Below are 17,523 nucleotides of genomic sequence, written 5' to 3'. Positions count from 1 at the left end.
TAATTATAGGGAAGACGCGACAGTGTTAGACCCGGTTTGAGGTAACTTTTTTTCCTCACTTTCTGATTCCTTTTTCACTTGATTAGCATCGTATTTACGACCGCTGTAGATAAAGATGCCAACAAAAATGGCAACACATATCAAACGGATCACGACTGAAACATCAGGCCATACTAGAGCTATCCCTATCGCAACCAACACTACTCGAGTAATAATATTAACTTCGCTCTCTAGATAACCTTCAATCGCCGCGATAAACGCGTAAGTACCAATAACAGCAAAGCCACCCGTGACTAAAACGGAGGTCACATCCCAACTTACCAAGTTAGTGTAGGCAATCAACAATGGTACTAAATACAAGCCTTTGGCTATCTTCCATGCCATTAATCCCGTTCTCATCGGGGGTGTTTTAGCAATGGTTGCAGCCGCAAATGCAGTTAAACAAACAGGCGGAGTCACGTTGCTGTCTTGCGATAGCCAGAAAATGATCAAGTGGGCAGAAAGCAGTGCAAGGCTGATCGCTTCTAAGCCAAGGCTCTGTTCAAGCAGAGTTTCCACAAAATCAGCAGGGACTAACGCAATCATCTCTTTGGCTGTTTCAAGTGCCATTGGCGCGTTCAGCAAATCAAGCTTATCTGGCGCAGCCAACATGAAGATAGCTTTCGCCTGTTCCGGTAACTGTCCCGAAACCAACAGGTCGAGCAACTGACTTTCAGCAATCAGTTTATACAAAGCTGGTGCAGACAGAGTACCCAACACGATATAAGCCGCGGTTACTGGTAAGCCCATGCCCAGAATCAAAGACGCCAGTGCAATTAAGGCGATCATCACCAGTAACTCGCCATTCGCCCAGCTGTTGATCATCAAAGAGAAGGTGTTACCAATTCCCGTAGTGCTAATGACATTAACAACTAGACCAATACCAACTAGTAACACAGCCGTGGTCGCCATGTTTTTTGCGCCTTGAGACAAAGCTTCAATGATCGCTTTTGGACCCATTTTGTGATTTTTAGAGAACCATGAAGCCACCACGACAGACAGAATCGAGATGCCCGCAGCGTAAGTCGGCGTGAATCCTTTCACCAACAGAGTCACTAACACCGCTAATGGGATCAGGTTGTGCCAACCCGACAGCAAGACCTTCAATAGAGGCTCACAGCCAGAAGTCACCTTTTGCACACCACTGCGTTTTGCTTCGATGCGCACGAAGAATGCCACAGACAAAAAGTAGATAAGCGCAGGAACGAAGGAAACCGCAATAATATCGACATAAGGAATTTGCGTGTAAGACGCCATGATGAACGCGCCCGCACCCATCACAGGTGGCATCAGCTGCCCGCCAGTAGATGCAGCCGCTTCAACACCTGCCGCGAAGCGCGAAGGGAAACCTGCCTTTTGCATCAAGGGAATACTGATCACGCCCGTCGATACTGTGTTTGCTACGCTCGACCCGGAGACTGAACCCATCAAGCCTGAGCCAATTACCGCGATAAAGCCCGGGCCACCAATTACCTTGCCCGCTGCTGCGCGAGACACATCAATGATGTAGTCACCAACACCCGAGCGTACTAAGAAAGCACCAAATAGGATGAACATGAACACGAAGGTCCAACTGATTCTTGAGATCGAACCAAACATCCCTTCTGATGAATAAAAGCTTCGATAAAGTAACGTCTCAAGGCTTAAACCCGGAAAATGAAAAATACCGCTGGTCCATTGTCCCCAAAGCACTACATAGCTTAAACACACTAAGATAAGCACTGGAATGAACCAGCCCATAGTGCGTCTAATCAGCTCGATGACGATGGCAATCGCCAAGATAGAGAAAAACCAATCACTGGCGATAAATTTTACGCCTCGGTCATACAACGCATCTTCTGCAAAGGGGATGTAGATAAGACAAGCCAGAGCCGCCAAGGCAATTCCGATATCGACCGCCAGAGCTATCTTGCTCTTTTTCAGTGAGATATGAGCGGGATACCAAAGCGCGCAAATGATTGCGAAACCAGCGAAATGCGTCGCCGAAATCCACAGCTCTGGCAAGGTAGATAAGGTATTAAACCAAATATGTAGGAGGGAGAGTATCACTCCCATTGTCGTTATTGCTTTGCCTACCCAAGGGAAATCTGTTCGGGTAGGCAATTCGAATTTTTTCAGTTCCTGCTGCAGCGAATCGCTCATAGAAAACTCCTGCTCTCCACAGCCAAACGCGCAGAGAAAATCCATAAAGTAAGGTAGTGCGTTTTCACTTCAAATAATCGAACGAATCGGAGACAGTCAAATCAGACAAAGTAGCCGAAACAGATGAAAACGCACCAAGCAATTAATTAGCGCGAATATTCAGTTCACGCCAAATAGCGAGTTAAAGATAAATGGCTAATCGAAGACAAAGGGTTAGTCGACGATCAACTCAGAAGGGATTTCTATGCCCACTTCTTTATAGTAACGAGCAGCACCTGGGTGAAGCGGAACAGGAAGGCCTGCGATCCCTTTCTCAAGTGCCATTGCTTTGGTTGCTTTGTGGATACCTTGTAGGAAAGGTAGGTTTTCATAGATAGCTTTGGTCAGTTGATAGACATCTTCTTCAGAAATGTCTTCACGAACCGCTAGGAAGTTAGGTTGGGCAATTGTAGTAATTGGTTTATCGACACCTGGATAAGTGTTTGCTGGGATCTCATACTTGGTCCAAATATTGTAATCGCCGTTCGCTTGTTTGATTTGTGCATCGGTAAACGACAAGATTTGAATATCTTCACCCAGTGCTGCAAAGGCTTGCGTCACCGCACCAACAGGAACACCAGCAGGCGTGTTCATACCATCAATTGTGCCATTTTGTAATGCGCTCGCACTACCACCGTAACCCATAAAGGCGAGTTTAAATTGTTCTGGGTCCACGGATAAGCCTTGCATGATTTGACGACCTGAGTTTTCAGTCCCAGAGTTCTTCTTACCGATAGAGAATTTCTTACCGTTTAGGTTCTCTAGATCGCTTACCGTACCTGTTTTTGCTAGATCTGAACGCACAATAAAGTGTTCTACGTTTTGCCATAACATGGAAACTGAACGCAGTTGAGTTTGTCTGCCAGATTTCTCATATGGCCCCAAACCCTGCCAAGCCCAAGCACCATACAAACCTTGTAGAATGGCGAACTGAGCTTCGTTCTCGTTCAACAACTTTACGTTCTCACCCGAGCCCGCAGAGCTGATAGCCGCTAAAGAAAAGTGCTGCTTTGGCGCAAGCTTAACTTTACTCAATGTCGCTAAGGCCACACCTACTGGATAATAGGTACCACCCGTTGAGGCCGTCGCTAAAATATAGCTGCGATCTTCTTCAGCTGACGCATTACTGATAAGGCCAAGAGAAGCCATTGCTATCGCTAAAGTTTTAACTAGCTTGTTGTATTTCATTATTACTCTCCATGTAGAGTTATTCACGTTATATTTTTGTTAACAACAAACGATAGATAGCAAGCGCAATGCCAGTTTTTAAATATTTGTTTTAATTTACTTTTATTTTAAAACCTATTTAAAATAAGCCATTTTTTGCTTATTCCCCTGTTATTAAGTAAGCCATTTTTTGCTTATCGGCTACCGGAATTAACACCTGTAGATCGGGAAGCAAGTCACACCATGTTGCACTTATGTGATCAATGTATGTAAATTGATAAATATGCAATGAGCCATTTATTGCTCATTGATTCAGACAGCCTCTCTAATCTCATCATCAATTACGAATCGACATAATCGCTTCGGTTCAACGCATAACGCACCATCTTTTGGTTCAATGTTCGACGAGGTAAATCCAAATCTTGCATCACGTCATTGATGCGCCCCTGATAACGCACTAGCGCGTCATGAATCACTTTCCGTTCAAAACTCTGTACTTGAACCGCCAACGGGATGCCTGCCGTTGTGGACTCTGTGACAGAATTAGGACGACACGCCAAAATATCCCCAACGGTCAGGCTTTCATCCAGCGCAAAACGAATCGCAACATTACGCAGTTCACGCACATTGCCCGGCCATGCATACGACAACAAGGCATAGCGATCAGCCTCACTGGCCGCTCGGGTTTCGCTGTTCGCTTCTTGAGTGAAGTGTTCAAAAAGGATAAGAACATCGTCTTCTCGTTCACTAAGGGGAGGTAAATGCAGTTGAGCAACGTTCAAACGATAGAAAAGATCTTGGCGAAAGTCAGGATGATTTAAAAGGTCGCATTTCGAAGCTGAAACTATTCTTAAATCAACATGTTGCTGTTGATTACCACCGACACGCTCAACAACATTGTCTTGTAAAGTACGTAGCACTTTGACTTGCATCGACAACGGCATACTCTCTATTTCGTCAAGAAAGACCGTACCTTTGTCGGCAAATTCAAGCTTACCAATACGCCTCTTAGCAGCACCAGTAAATGCCCCGGCTTCATGACCAAACAGCTCGCTTTCAAATAGATTTTCTGGAATCGCACCACAGTTGAGCGGCACAAAAGGATGAGGTTTTCGCTGACTGAATTCATGCAAGCAAGAGGCGACTAGCTCTTTCCCACAGCCGGTTTCACCATAAATGATCACGTTGGTATCAATCGAAGCGACTTTTTGGATTTGCTCTCGCAATTCACACATCACTTTACTGCGACCGATCAGCACCTGTTCAATGCCCTTAAGGTTATCCAGATAGTTCTGACGACTGTTTCTGTCTTGGCCACTTTGATGTTTTTCAACCGCTTCCGAGACCGTTTGAGATAAACGGTCTGGATCGAATGGCTTCTCAATAAAGTCATAGGCACCTTGTTGTAAGGCTTTTACCGCCATGTCGACATCGCCATGTCCAGTAATCAAAATAACAGGCACCTCTGGCACTAACTGCTTAAATCGCGTAAGCAATTCGACACCGTCTATATCAGGTAAACGAACATCGGTGATAATGGTTTGAAAATCACCCTGCTCTACGGCATTTAACGCATCTTGTCCTACTTCAAATGCGGTGACATCGAAGCCCGCCAACTGCAACCATTGGCTGGTTGCTTGACGCACAATCGCGTCATCTTCAATTAAAGCAATACGCTGCATAGTTTGGTTCCGCCGCTCTACATCTGATTAGTGTCATCCACGGTATGTAAAAAAGCCGCAGACGAAAAGGAGCTAGCTCCCACTTTGAATAACACTCCTTTAACAGTTTAATAATGTTTGTTAGCTTCGATTTGTCCCACACTTTACCTTCCAAATAACAAAACGACGAAAAATTACAACTTATTAATTTTTAAAAGGATTTAATCAAGAATGGTTAGTAACAATCGATATTGGTTATTCCTATGTGCCTGTTTATTGATTGGATTGGTGCAGGTCACCACCAAAAATGGCATCAGCCAGTGGAAGCTTGAACAAGCCCAACGCTATGCCGAGCAGCGCTTCCTTGGCTACATTGCCGAAGCAAGGCGAACCCTTAAGCGTTTCTATTATCTGCCTTATCTAGTCACCAATGATGAAACCACGGTTCGTTTTATCGATGGTGAACAACGACTCGAAAAACGCATCAAGAAACAACTGATTCAATTGGATAAAGCCGCTAATACCAAAGGTTGGTATCTACTTTCTGGCGAAGGTGATTTGTTGGTATCGAGTGTTGAAAGAAGCAAACTGAGTAAAAAGAACGCCAGCACGATTGTCTCTAAGATCCACCAGCAAGGCGGTGCGATCTCCCTAGTAACCAAAAATAAAGGCGTCACACCCGATTATTTTATTGCTGCACCCGTTTATCGAGCATCCGATGTGGTAGGCATTGTTGCAGTACAAATTGATTTATCATTACTGATCGACCAATGGTTTGCCGATGGTGAAGCCATCTTGTTTCAAAACCCTCGCGATCAGTTTTTTCTATCGAGTGATCACCGATTGAATGCAGATTGGTTCAATGAAAATTTCACTTCACAACCGCTCGCTACAAAGCGTGAGCTATATGACCAAACCCACATTCGCGTATGGCGACTGAAAGATAAAGATTACCTTATTCAATCCATAAAGTTAGACGACCTGAATTGGCGCTTAACCTACCTAACGCCGTTAACCAGCCTAAACCAAACCACAAGTTGGATAAGTTGGAGCGTCGCAGTAGGTTGTCTGTTCATTCTGTTATTGCTAGTTATTCTTTATCAAAGACGTCAGAAAAAGCTCAGCAATTTACGAATACAAAAACTCATCGAAGAGTCGGAAAAGCGTCTGTCTGGGATGATCAATAAAACGCACGTTGGGCTAGTGCTGATCGACAAACATGGTCATATCCATGATATTAATCTCATGGCCAAGAACTACTTCTCACTATCCGATTCAATGATCAGTAACATCAAAGCTTGGCAGTTATTTGAGGCAGGCAATCCAAATTCAACCACCTTGCAACTGCTCAAAAACTTAGAGCAGCATCAAGAGCTGGCCGAGATCACCAGCGTCGAAACTATGGCAAGGCGCAGCGATGGTAGCTACTTTCCGGTACTGTTCTCTATAAGTGCCTTTCCTTGGCATGCGACCACTTATTATCTGTGTACCGTGATCGATATTAGTAAGCGTAAAAAAGCAGAAATTGCAGTGCAAAATGCTAATAAAACGCTTCAACTACGTGTAGAAGAGCGAACACAAGACCTGAAAGACGCACAACAAGAACTGGTTGAATCAAGCAAACTTGCCGCACTAGGGCGGATGTCGAGTGCGATCACTCATGAACTTAACCAGCCACTGACAGGACTAAAAACTCTGCTTTCAAGTAATCAATTACTGATGGAACGAGGCGAGACCAAGATGTTGAAAGCGAACATGGATCTCGTGATGAGTCTTATCGACCGAATGGCAAACATGACCAGCCAATTGAAGTCATTCGCCTTTAAAAGACTTGAAAAACCATACCCAGTGTCACTGACAGACGCACTGCAAGAAACCCTACGCATTCACCAAGCCGATCTCGAAAACGTCGATATTCGAGTACGAATCGCCTCCAATATTTCTATGGTGATGGGTGAAGAAGCCAGGCTAAGCCAAGTTCTTGGAAACCTAATTCGAAACGCAATAGACGCCACTCAAAATCAAACACCCGCGACCATTGTTATCAGCGCACATACCGATCAACAACGCGTGATCATCAAAGTGCAAGATAATGGCTGTGGCGTATCAGAAGACCAACTCGAAACCATTTTCGAACCCTTCCATACCAACAAAAAGATGGGCGAAGGTTTGGGTCTCGGCTTGGCCATCACAGCAAACAATGTACGGGATATGCAAGGCACCTTGATAGCAAAGAACAACCCAGACCAAGGCATGACATTCACGTTAACGCTGAAGAATATAGATAGTGAGTAGTTACTAACAAAAAGCATAAAATCGCACCTCATAAAGAAGACAGAACTAAAAAACCGCCCACAGAGGGCGGTTTGGATTCACTTATTGGCGTTTAACTTATCAGCTAATCAGTTAGCGACTTACTCAGCTAGCTGCTTTAACAGTAACTCTGTAGGGCGAACAATCGCGACGATCGATTCATCGTAGATCTTCGCCGAATCAGACAGTATCGCTTGATAGGCATTCACGTCGGCTTCTCTTACTTTCTCGCCTGTTTGTGCTTTAGCAATCAAGGTTAACGCCAAATCTGCGACTTCCGCCGTTTTCTCTGCAACCACCACGGTATCGACCGAAGATACGTTACCAGCGAAGACAGTCTCTGCGGCAAGTGCAGCTGATTTTGCTTGCTGATAATGCTCAGTAAGCTGATCCAATGCTTGTTGATTTCCGGTCGCGACTTCGTTGACCAAATCTTGCATCTCATACACGGCGTAGCTTTCGACTGGCAGTGCATCAACAAAGCGGTTTAGACGCTCATATTGGCTGTATAAAGTGCCCTTAGGTTCAGTTGAGTTCCACTTCTCCCAGTTACGTGCATAGTACTGTGCTGGCTCGGTGTACTTGGCAAGCACGCGCAGGTCGTGGATATCCTGCCCTTTGGCAATGCGTTTTAACAACATGTCAGCATCCGCATGATGACGAAGTCCAACAGACACTTCAGACCATGTATCCATCGCTTTCATACGTTTGTACATGCTGCGCTCGTCAGTCAGCTCTGCATCAGACCAGAAACGCTCTGCAATCGCATAACTACGCGGCCATAGGTAGTTTTCTACAGTGAGGCTGTCTTTGTTCTCTAGCCACATGGTGATCTCGCCACCTAACATCAGCTCTTTTTCTTTGTCGGTTAGCTCCGCAGGGTAACCGCCATTTGGTTCAGGAATCACGCTGCCTTCAACATCACTGCTCGCAATCACTTCACCTGTAGTTGGCCAACGCACATTACCGACCAATTGGTAACTGCCTTCGGCAAAACCCTTTTGATTCAAGTTTAGGTTGAACTCGGTGTACGACATGAAGTTATCAAAGTGACCAACAAAGGTTTTACCCGGCACATAATCAAGGATGTAGATCTCTTCGCGAGACTTACCGTTGTAATCACTAAACGCACGGAAAGTACCGTCTTTCGCTTCAATGATAGTCAGCGTTCCCTTACGTGGGCTGCCTTTAGAACGAGGTTTCTGCCATTGGTAAGTCACGAATTTTTCGCCAATGTGCAGCTTATCGTCAACCGTGATGCCACTTGGCATTGGATCATTGCGATAGTGATAGCTAGTCGGCTGAGGTTGGTCTAGGTAGTAACCGGTAGAAAGAATACCTGGGTAGCCCTCTTTTGCCGCACGGCCAATGCTGTCATGCCCTTGCCAGCTTTGAATCACGATCGAAGTCGGCAGATCTTTATGCCAAATCTCATCCCAACCCGTCATCTTCTTACCGCGATCTTCGAGCATCTTCTCAACTTTTACATTGAGGTAAGACTGCAGGCCACGCTCACCATCGATATTATTCTCTTCAATGAACTGTTGGTGCTTTTCGCTGTTTTTCCACTGCGCATAGTTCGGCTCATCGCCACCGATGTGGAAATACTCGTCTGGGAACAGCTCGGTCACTTCATCAAATACGTCGCCCAGCATTTCATAGAGCTCTGGATTCAATGGGTCCATTAATGGTTCAAACACGCCCCAGCCTCTTTCTTGCTCGTAGTTTTGCCCTTCACCGCCCGACATCAAACGCGGGTAAGCGTGAGCCACCGCAGAAGAGTGACCCGGAAGAGACACCTCTGGAATCACACGAATACCAAGGTTACGCGCGTATTCAACTAGGTAGCGAACTTGGTCTTTGGTGTAGTAATTACCATCAGCGGTTTCAGACCACAGACGCGGCCATGATTCGGTTTGAATACGAATGCCTTGGTCGTCCCAGAAGTGCCAATGGAACACGTTCATCTTCGCCGACGCCATCGCATCTAACTGACGAATCAACACATCGAATTCAATGAAGTGACGTGAAGTATCGTAAGAGACACCACGCCAGCGGAAGCGAGGCTCATCGACAATCGTGACAGCAGGAATGTGGTAGCCAGTCGCTGTCGTTTCAACGAGCTGCAAAAGGGTTTCGATGCCGTGAATTGTGCCGTATGGGCTTGGTGAACTCAGCGTTATTTGATCACCCTGAGTGGTAATTTTGTAGGACTCCACAGAATCAATGTTTTGTACTTCAGATTTTGGTGCCGCGTCGATATCAATGATCAGGTTCGCTTGGTCGGCGCTATCTACCTGCCAGTTCAGGATCGGCACGCCAGTTTGGCGCTCAAGACGGTCAATAAAGCGTTTCGCCGTGTATTCAACACGGTCAGAGTTAAAGCCTTTGATGTAAACCTTGAAGTTACCGTCGACCTTAACTTGCCCAGCTTTCAGCTCGACTGTTTGCGGGTACGGCATTAAATTTAGATCGGTATTTGGAGCCATTGCTAACGCCATTGGGGACACTACTGAACCTGAAATCAATAGGGATAATATAGTTTTTTTCATTATTAGATTTCCTATATAAATATGGTTCTGTTTTGTTTATCGGAGGCGATTCACAAAACAGAACCATCAGCCACTGCTGTTGTTTATCTTTATTCCAAACGCTTCTCGTTAGCTCACAAGAGCGACCGCTTCTCGAACTAACTCCGCGATCTCGTCCCACTGTTCGTTCTCGATCATCTTCGGAGATACCATCCAAGTACCACCACAACACACCACGCGATCCACGGCTAGGTAGTCATTAACGTTGTGTTTGCCGATACCGCCCGTTGGCATTAAAGACACATCAACGTATGGCGCTAGCAGAGATTTCACCATGTTGATGCCACCAGACGCTTCCGCAGGGAAGAACTTCAAGAAGTTAAGGCCAAGCTCTAGCGCTTGCTCGACTTGGCTTGGATTGTTTACGCCCGGAACGATTGGCATACCGATTTCTTGGCAACGCTTTACGGTGTTTGGGTTTAGGCCCGGAGCCACGATGAACTCACTGCCTGACTCTTTCGCAAGGTCGATCTGTGCTGGCGTTAATACTGTGCCAGCACCGATACACATCTCTGGATACGCATCGCGCATCGCACGAATCGCGTCTGCTGCCGCTTCAGTGCGGAATGTTACTTCAGCAACGGGTAGGCCATTTTCTACTAACACTTTTGCCAGTGGAATCGCGTGTTCCACCTTATTGATTTGGATAACAGGGATAACTTTGAATTGCTTAAGTGTGTTGATCATTTCTTGAGACATAATAATTCCGCTTTTTAATTTTATTCTTTAATCAGTTGGCTCATAGCGCTCACGGGGATGATGGCGCCAGAGTATTGAATAACGATTGAAGCCAGTTGGTGGCCAAGTTCGGCTGCGTCGGTGGCGCTCTCGCCAGTAAGACGCGCAGCTAAATAGCCCGCAGCGAATGAGTCGCCTGCAGCACAGGTGTCGACCACATTAGAAACACGAGTCGCTGACACATAGTTCTCAACAACATTGCCTTGTTCAACTTGAACAATTTTGCATGGCTCGCAGCCACGTTTGATGACGATCTCGTGGCACCCCATACGAAGGCAACGTTGTTGAACGCTTTCTGAGTTGCCCCACACAAGCAGGTCGTCGTCTTCGGTAATCAGTGCGATGTCTACCAATGGCAGTAACTTGGCATACCAGTGTTGAGCTTGCTCGGTGCTCCAAAGTTGTGGGCGATAGTTGTTATCGAAAATCACCTTGCCGCCTTGATTTGAGAACACGCTAATGGCTTTGAATAAGCGCTCACGAGAGGCATCATCCAAGATCGCGATACTAATACCGCTGATGTAAATCGCGTCTACATGCTTCTCTTTCAGAGCGATTTCAAGCTTGTTTAAGTTATCGATTTGAAAATAGAACTTTACTGCCGCGTCGTTGCGCCAGTAATGGAAATGTCGCTCACCCGTTTCGTCGGTTTCTACCATGTATAAACCGGGCAACTTGTTTGGGATACGTTCAACGAAATTGGTTTGAATACCTTCTAGCTGCCAACTATCAATCATATTCTGAGACAGTTCATCGCTACCAAGACCTGTAGCGTAATGAACAGAGAGGTTTTGATGTTGGGTTAAGCGAGAAAGGTAAAGCGCGGTATTGAGCGTGTCACCGCCAAATTTTTTAGTTAATGGAGAGCCGCTTATTTCGACCATACATTCGCCGAAGAAAGCAATATTGAACAGGGAAGATGCCGACATAGCCGTTCCTAAAAATAGAGATAATTGACTTTAGAAAAGGCCCTATCGTTAAGCAGGGCCTGAATTAAGCAAACCAGTTGTGGAGACTAGATTTAGCTTGTTTGATTAGCAGGGCGTTGAGGTGCCGCGTCTTCTTCAATTACACCTGAATCAGACATTTCCATCTCCATCAGAGCGCGTTCATCATCAAGAATCGCTTTCGCCATTTCTGGTGTTACTTGGTTAGCCGGAGTACATAGGCTCACAGCCACACCTGCTGCTAGAGCAAACAGACATGAAGGAATCACAGGGTTGCCCCAGAAGGCTGTGTAATCAGCGTTTAGCATCACTACGAATGAAGCCACAGAAGCACCTGCTAGCGTTGCAAGCGCACCCTGCCAGTTGTAGCGTTTCCAGAATTTACCCAACATACCGCACACGAACATGCCCGACATTACCGTTGAAATCATCTTAGTGATGTAGCCAATGATGTCGTTCGACGTCAGCGCGAACAGCAATGCAAAACCAATCACCACAATCAGTGCCAAGCGAGAGTAGTTCAGCATTGATTCTTTGTTTGGTACGCGGCCTGTGAACATCACGTAGACGTCACGCAGTAGGATAGACACGCCCGCAATCGCATCGGAGCTTGCGCTCGACATGGTTGCAGAAAGACCCGCGATAAGAACAATCATGCCAACGCCAACAGGAAGAACCGTTGCAGCTACGTAAGGGAACGAATAGTTCGGGTTATCCAATGATGGGTCGATTGCGTGTGCAGCCATACCAATGATTGCTGGGATGATTGAGAAGAAAAGGTACAACACACCCGATGCCACAAATGAGCGACGAATGGTTTTAACGTCTTTGCCTGAGTAGATACGTTGACGGAATGAAGGCGTCGCCAGTACACCCACACCGATAACTACAGCCAGAGACACAGCAGGCAGAATGCCCAGTTTATCGATTGCTAAAAAGCTTGTAGCAGCAGGGTCCATCGCAGCGTAAAGGTTATCCATGCCACCGATGTGATCCACAGACATAACCGCCATCAAGATGAAGCCAGCAAAAAGGATGATAGCTTGGATAGTATCGGTCCAAACAACCGCTGTGTAGCCACCGATCACCACGTAGATAGTGAATGCCGCAGCAATAATGATTTTCGCAAGGTTAAGGTCGATGTCAGCAATCCACGCTAGGTACATGCCGCCACCTAGAATGTGCGCACCCAACCAACCGATTGACGCGATAAAGATAAGCAGACCAACCACGTTTTTCACGATTCGGTTAGCGCCAACATAGTAAGCCAGCTCTTCACTCATGGTCATGAAGTTCAGTTTACGAACCGGAGCAAACCAAAGGGCTAGCAATAGGATGCCGATAGCACCGCCAATGCCGTACAGAGCACCAGCCCAACCATTCGCGTAGCCGAAGCCAACCGCACCCATACTTGAGCCCGTACCGACCATAGTCGCGACGGTTGTACCCAATACTCATAGACAGGATCTTAAGCTCTAAGCTATTTATTTAGATAGAAAAAAGGCTTCATTTATGATCAGATAATCGTCGCCAAACAAACCACCCATATCAACCGTGAAGCCGATGACGATTATCTCCCTACAAAAGCAGTTTAAGCAATTCTTTAATGCTGATAGCCTTCAAAAAATGGCGAAAAGTACAGGACTTATGAAGCGATGTCGGGCTATCTTACCCGACCAGCTAGTAGTAAGCCTAGTGGCCGCTTTGAGCAAAGGAAACTGCTCATCTATTGCCGATTTACTAAGGCAATTCAATGGGATGTGCTTAAGCGCTAAAGATACTGTGGCTTATAAGCCCTACCATAACCAGTTAAGAAAGAAGAATTTCCGATATTCATGCGCCAATTGGCCATGCGAGCGATAGCTCAGTTTGCTCGCCAGCAGAGTGCCAACCTACCAGATAAACTCGCCACCTTTGATGATGTGCTGCTTCAAGATGGTAGCTCTTTCCACATTCATCGTGACCTTTCGAACGTTTACCCGAGCCGATTTAAACGCAATCCAGCCGCAGTTGAATGCCATATGACAATGTCTTTAAAAAGCTTTTCTCCAGTCGCAATGAGCATCAGCGCTGATACAGCATCAGAAAGAGACTTTTGCCCGCCCCAAAACAATGAGTAACAAATTGTTGTTGGCTGACGCAGGGTACCCTGACTTCCAATTCTTTACTGAGCTTGAACTGTATGGTGGTTTCTATATTTTCGAGGAGCAAAGTCCCTGAATCCTCATGTTATAGAAGCGAGAAACGGTCAGGGCCGGCATTTATCTAAACTAGAAGGAAAGAAGCTCAAAGACATCACTCGAGGTACTAATCGCTCACAGGTACTCGACCTTAAAGTTCGTAGTGGTAAGCAAGAATTTAGAGTGGTAAGACGTTGGTTTGCAGAAGAAAAGCGATTCTGTATTTGGTTAACTAACTTGCCTTCAGGTACCTATACTGCTGATGACATAATGGCGATCTACCGCTGTCGATGGCAGGTGGAGTTGCTTTTTAAAGAATTAAAATCTCACACAAACTGGCAACGATTTGTCACCGCACAAAAGGCCATCGTTGATGGGCTTATCTGGGCCAGTTTACTCTCGCTGATCATCAGGCGCAGTACTGCGCTTCAGATAATGCCATCGGTCTCGCTGTTTAAGGCGGCAAAAAATGTGGATGTGTGGCTGTTGCCCATATTTGAATGTATCAGCCACACATAGACAGGATCTTAAGCTCTAAGCTATTTATTTAGATAGAAAAAAGGCTTCATTTATGATCAGATAATCGTCGCCAAACAAACCACCCATATCAACCGTGAAGCCGATGACGATTATCTCCCTACAAAAGCAGTTTAAGCAATTCTTTAATGCTGATAGCCTTCAAAAAATGGCGAAAAATACAGGACTTATGAAGCGATGTCGGGCTATCTTACCCGACCAGCTAGTAGTAAGCCTAGTGGCCGCTTTGAGCAAAGGAAACTGCTCATCTATTGCCGATTTACTAAGGCAATTCAATGGGATGTGCTTAAGCGCTAAAGATACTGTGGCTTATAAGCCCTACCATAACCAGTTAAGAAAGAAGAATTTCCGATATTCATGCGCCAATTGGCCATGCGAGCGATAGCTCAGTTTGCTCGCCAGCAGAGTGCCAACCTACCAGATAAACTCGCCACCTTTGATGATGTGCTGCTTCAAGATGGTAGCTCTTTCCACATTCATCGTGACCTTTCGAACGTTTACCCGAGCCGATTTAAACGCAATCCAGCCGCAGTTGAATGCCATATGACAATGTCTTTAAAAAGCTTTTCTCCAGTCGCAATGAGCATCAGCGCTGATACAGCATCAGAAAGAGACTTTTGCCCGCCCCAAAACAATGAGTAACAAATTGTTGTTGGCTGACGCAGGGTACCCTGACTTCCAATTCTTTACTGAGCTTGAACTGTATGGTGGTTTCTATATTTTCGAGGAGCAAAGTCCCTGAATCCTCATGTTATAGAAGCGAGAAACGGTCAGGGCCGGCATTTATCTAAACTAGAAGGAAAGAAGCTCAAAGACATCACTCGAGGTACTAATCGCTCACAGGTACTCGACCTTAAAGTTCGTAGTGGTAAGCAAGAATTTAGAGTGGTAAGACGTTGGTTTGCCGAAGAAAAGCGATTCTGTATTTGGTTAACTAACTTGCCTTCAGGTACCTATACTGCTGATGACATAATGGCGATCTACCGCTGTCGATGGCAGGTGGAGTTGCTTTTTAAAGAATTAAAATCTCACACAAACTGGCAACGATTTGTCACCGCACAAAAGGCCATCGTTGATGGGCTTATCTGGGCCAGTTACTCTCGCTGATCATCAGGCGCAGTACTGCGCTTCAGATAATGCCATCGGTCTCGCTGTTTAAGGCGGCAAAAAATGTGGATGTGTGGCTGTTGCCCATATTTGAATGTATCAGCCACAAGGCATGGTCAGAAATAGGCAATAAACTGGAATGGGCCTCTAGCTATATATTTAAGAACGCACAAAAGTCCGCCCAGAGGAAGTCAAAGAAAAACATCACGTTAGACGGGATTTATGCTGGTCTTAATGCTTAAGGTTCAGTCTATGATCAGCCACAAGGCATGGTCAGAAATAGGTAATAAACTGGAATGGGCCTCTAGCTATATATTTAAGAACGCACAAAAGTCCGCCCAGAGGAAGTCAAAGAAAAACATCACGTTAGACGGGATTTATGCTGGTCTTAATGCTTAAGGTTCAGTCTATGAACGTTTAATAGTCATTTTTTAACTCCACTTCTTTATAGATAATATTGGTTCTGTTCCAATATATTTAAATTAATTCGTCGTTTTTATATTTACCGTAAATTTAATTTGATAATTAGAATCTAGTTTCGGTAAATAAAAACGCCTGAACGATTATTTTTCACTTTTCCTTGCTGGTAAGTTAACTCACCATTTACAAATACACTTTCTATTCCCTCAGCAACTGAAATAGGATTTTCAAATGTTGCTGTGTCTTTAATATTCTTTGGATCAAATAAAACTAAATCGGCAAATGCACCGCAGCGAACTTCGCCTCGGCCCGCTAAGTTGTAACGCTCTGCCGACATTCCGGTCATCTTGTGAATCGCTTCTGGCAACGAGAACAGTTTTTCATCTCGGCAGTAGTGACCTAAGACTTTCGGAAAGGTGCCCCACAGTCTTGGGTGTGGATGCGGGTCATTTGGTAAACCATCAGAACCGACCATGGTCAGCTTGTATTTCAATACGCGCTTTACGTCGTTCTCATCCATACAGTGATAAACCGCACCTGCTGGTTGAAGTGCTTTCGCCGCATCCATCAGAGGTAGATTCATTTGATCAGCAATCTGCTTAAGCGTTTTTCCTGCATGTTCTGGCTTTGCTTCAGACCAAGTGATGAAGATGTCGAAATCATCCGTCACCTGTTTCAAATCCAGTGTTGAAGAGCTCGCTGAATATGGGTAGCAATCACAAGACACATCTTGGTGCTCAGAAACCTTGTCCATCAAATCAAGTACTTCAACGGTTCTGCCCCAGTTGCCCGCACCTGCACATTTAAGGTGAGAGATGACAACTGGCACTTTCGCGTATTGTCCTGTCTCAAACGCCTCTTCCATCGCGCTTAAGATCTCTTCAAATTCGGTACGCATATGCGTGGTATAGATGCCGCCGTGGCTAGACAGTACCTTTGCTAACTGCATCACTTCGTTGGCATTCGCTTGTTTCGCACTTGCGTAAGCCAGACCTGAACTCAAACCTAATGCACCTTGCGTCATCGCTAAATCAAGGTTGGTTTGCATCGCTGCGATTTCGTCTTCGCTTGCAGTACGTTGCAGGTCGTCCATCACTTGGTTACGCAATGTCGTATGGCCGACCAATGCTGCTACGTTTACTGCGGGTTGAGCTTGCTCTACCGCTTGTGCATACGCGGCGAAAGTTGGGTATTTAAAGTCAGCTTGTGCGCCTAAAAGATTCATTGGGTCAGGTGGATCGTCAGCCAAAACGGTTGGTGATGCGCTGATACCACAGTTACCAACAATCACGGTTGTGACACCTTGACTGATCTTAGGTAGGCAGTCTGGGTAACGAATTACATTGGTATCGTCATGTGTATGTACATCGATAAAACCAGGAGCCAATGCTAAGCCTGCTCCCTCAACCAATTGGCCACAATCTTCATGATCGATTTGACCAATTTCGGCGATTTTTCCATCTCGGATTGCTACATCGGCACAAAACGATTGTTCGCCGGTGCCATCAAACACCTCTACATTTTTAATTATCGTATCGAACAACATTTTTCACTCTCTCAATCCACTGTGTTGATGGAGCTATCTTAAAAATTTGGCCGATTGTTTTCAGTGACAAAACACACATAATATTTTAAATTGTGT

The 17,523-nt window shown here is 45.5% G+C and carries 8 protein-coding genes and 4 pseudogenes; 4 read left to right on the top strand and 8 right to left on the bottom strand.

Annotated features, from left to right (window positions below):
• Positions 1-3: 3 nt before the first annotated feature.
• The 3 genes from OCV19_RS23095 to OCV19_RS23085 all read right to left on the bottom strand — a co-directional run bounded on the left by OCV19_RS23095 (position 4) and on the right by OCV19_RS23085 (position 5,069).
• Positions 4-2,181 carry a TRAP transporter permease gene (locus OCV19_RS23095; protein WP_065677248.1) on the bottom strand — a complete coding sequence of 726 codons (2,178 nt, stop codon included), beginning with the start codon at positions 2,179-2,181 and terminating at the stop codon, positions 4-6.
• A gap of 213 nt (positions 2,182-2,394) precedes the next feature.
• The gene (locus OCV19_RS23090) at positions 2,395-3,408 is read right to left on the bottom strand and encodes a TAXI family TRAP transporter solute-binding subunit (protein WP_010432072.1); all 1,014 of its coding nucleotides are present in this window, start codon (positions 3,406-3,408) and stop codon (positions 2,395-2,397) included.
• 320 nt (positions 3,409-3,728) lie between these two features.
• Positions 3,729-5,069, bottom strand: coding sequence for a sigma-54-dependent transcriptional regulator (locus OCV19_RS23085; RefSeq protein WP_065677249.1), 1,341 nt, complete (start codon positions 5,067-5,069; stop codon positions 3,729-3,731).
• A gap of 210 nt (positions 5,070-5,279) precedes the next feature.
• On the opposite strand from OCV19_RS23085, the gene OCV19_RS23080 reads away from it, so the two are divergent.
• Positions 5,280-7,343 (top strand): ATP-binding protein, encoded by a 2,064-nt coding sequence (locus tag OCV19_RS23080; protein ID WP_065677250.1) that lies wholly within the window; start codon positions 5,280-5,282, stop codon positions 7,341-7,343.
• Positions 7,344-7,462: 119 nt separating this feature from the next.
• Here the strand turns inward: OCV19_RS23080 and OCV19_RS23075 are convergent, their stop codons facing one another.
• From OCV19_RS23075 to OCV19_RS23060, 4 genes and pseudogenes are all read right to left on the bottom strand, one after another.
• Complete coding sequence (locus OCV19_RS23075; protein WP_065677251.1) at positions 7,463-9,913, bottom strand: family 20 glycosylhydrolase; 2,451 nt, start codon at positions 9,911-9,913, stop codon at positions 7,463-7,465.
• Between the two features lie 108 nt (positions 9,914-10,021).
• Entirely contained in the window at positions 10,022-10,651 is a 630-nt protein-coding gene (locus OCV19_RS23070; RefSeq protein ID WP_065677252.1) for a bifunctional 4-hydroxy-2-oxoglutarate aldolase/2-dehydro-3-deoxy-phosphogluconate aldolase, read from the bottom strand.
• Positions 10,652-10,671: 20 nt separating this feature from the next.
• The gene (locus OCV19_RS23065; RefSeq protein ID WP_065677253.1) at positions 10,672-11,619 is read right to left on the bottom strand and encodes a sugar kinase; all 948 of its coding nucleotides are present in this window, start codon (positions 11,617-11,619) and stop codon (positions 10,672-10,674) included.
• 92 nt (positions 11,620-11,711) lie between these two features.
• A pseudogene (locus OCV19_RS23060) lies at positions 11,712-13,091 on the bottom strand (sodium:solute symporter family protein); the annotation flags it as partial.
• 109 nt (positions 13,092-13,200) lie between these two features.
• Between OCV19_RS23060 and OCV19_RS23055 the strand changes: the two are divergent.
• The 3 pseudogenes from OCV19_RS23055 to OCV19_RS23045 all read left to right on the top strand — a co-directional run.
• Positions 13,201-14,330 (top strand): annotated as a pseudogene (locus OCV19_RS23055) (IS4 family transposase); the annotation flags it as partial.
• 109 nt (positions 14,331-14,439) lie between these two features.
• Positions 14,440-15,703 (top strand): annotated as a pseudogene (locus OCV19_RS23050) (IS4 family transposase).
• Positions 15,704-15,713: 10 nt separating this feature from the next.
• Positions 15,714-15,860 (top strand): annotated as a pseudogene (locus OCV19_RS23045) (IS4 family transposase); the annotation flags it as partial.
• Positions 15,861-15,993: 133 nt separating this feature from the next.
• On the opposite strand, the gene OCV19_RS23040 reads toward OCV19_RS23045, so the two are convergent.
• A complete protein-coding gene (locus tag OCV19_RS23040; RefSeq protein ID WP_065677707.1) occupies positions 15,994-17,427 on the bottom strand; it encodes an N-acyl-D-amino-acid deacylase family protein in 1,434 nt (477 codons plus the stop codon).
• Positions 17,428-17,523: the final 96 nt, after the last annotated feature.

This window comes from Vibrio celticus (assembly GCF_024347335.1).
In the GTDB taxonomy this organism is placed as follows: domain Bacteria; phylum Pseudomonadota; class Gammaproteobacteria; order Enterobacterales; family Vibrionaceae; genus Vibrio; species Vibrio celticus.
This window is presented reverse-complemented; position numbering and strand designations above follow the sequence as displayed.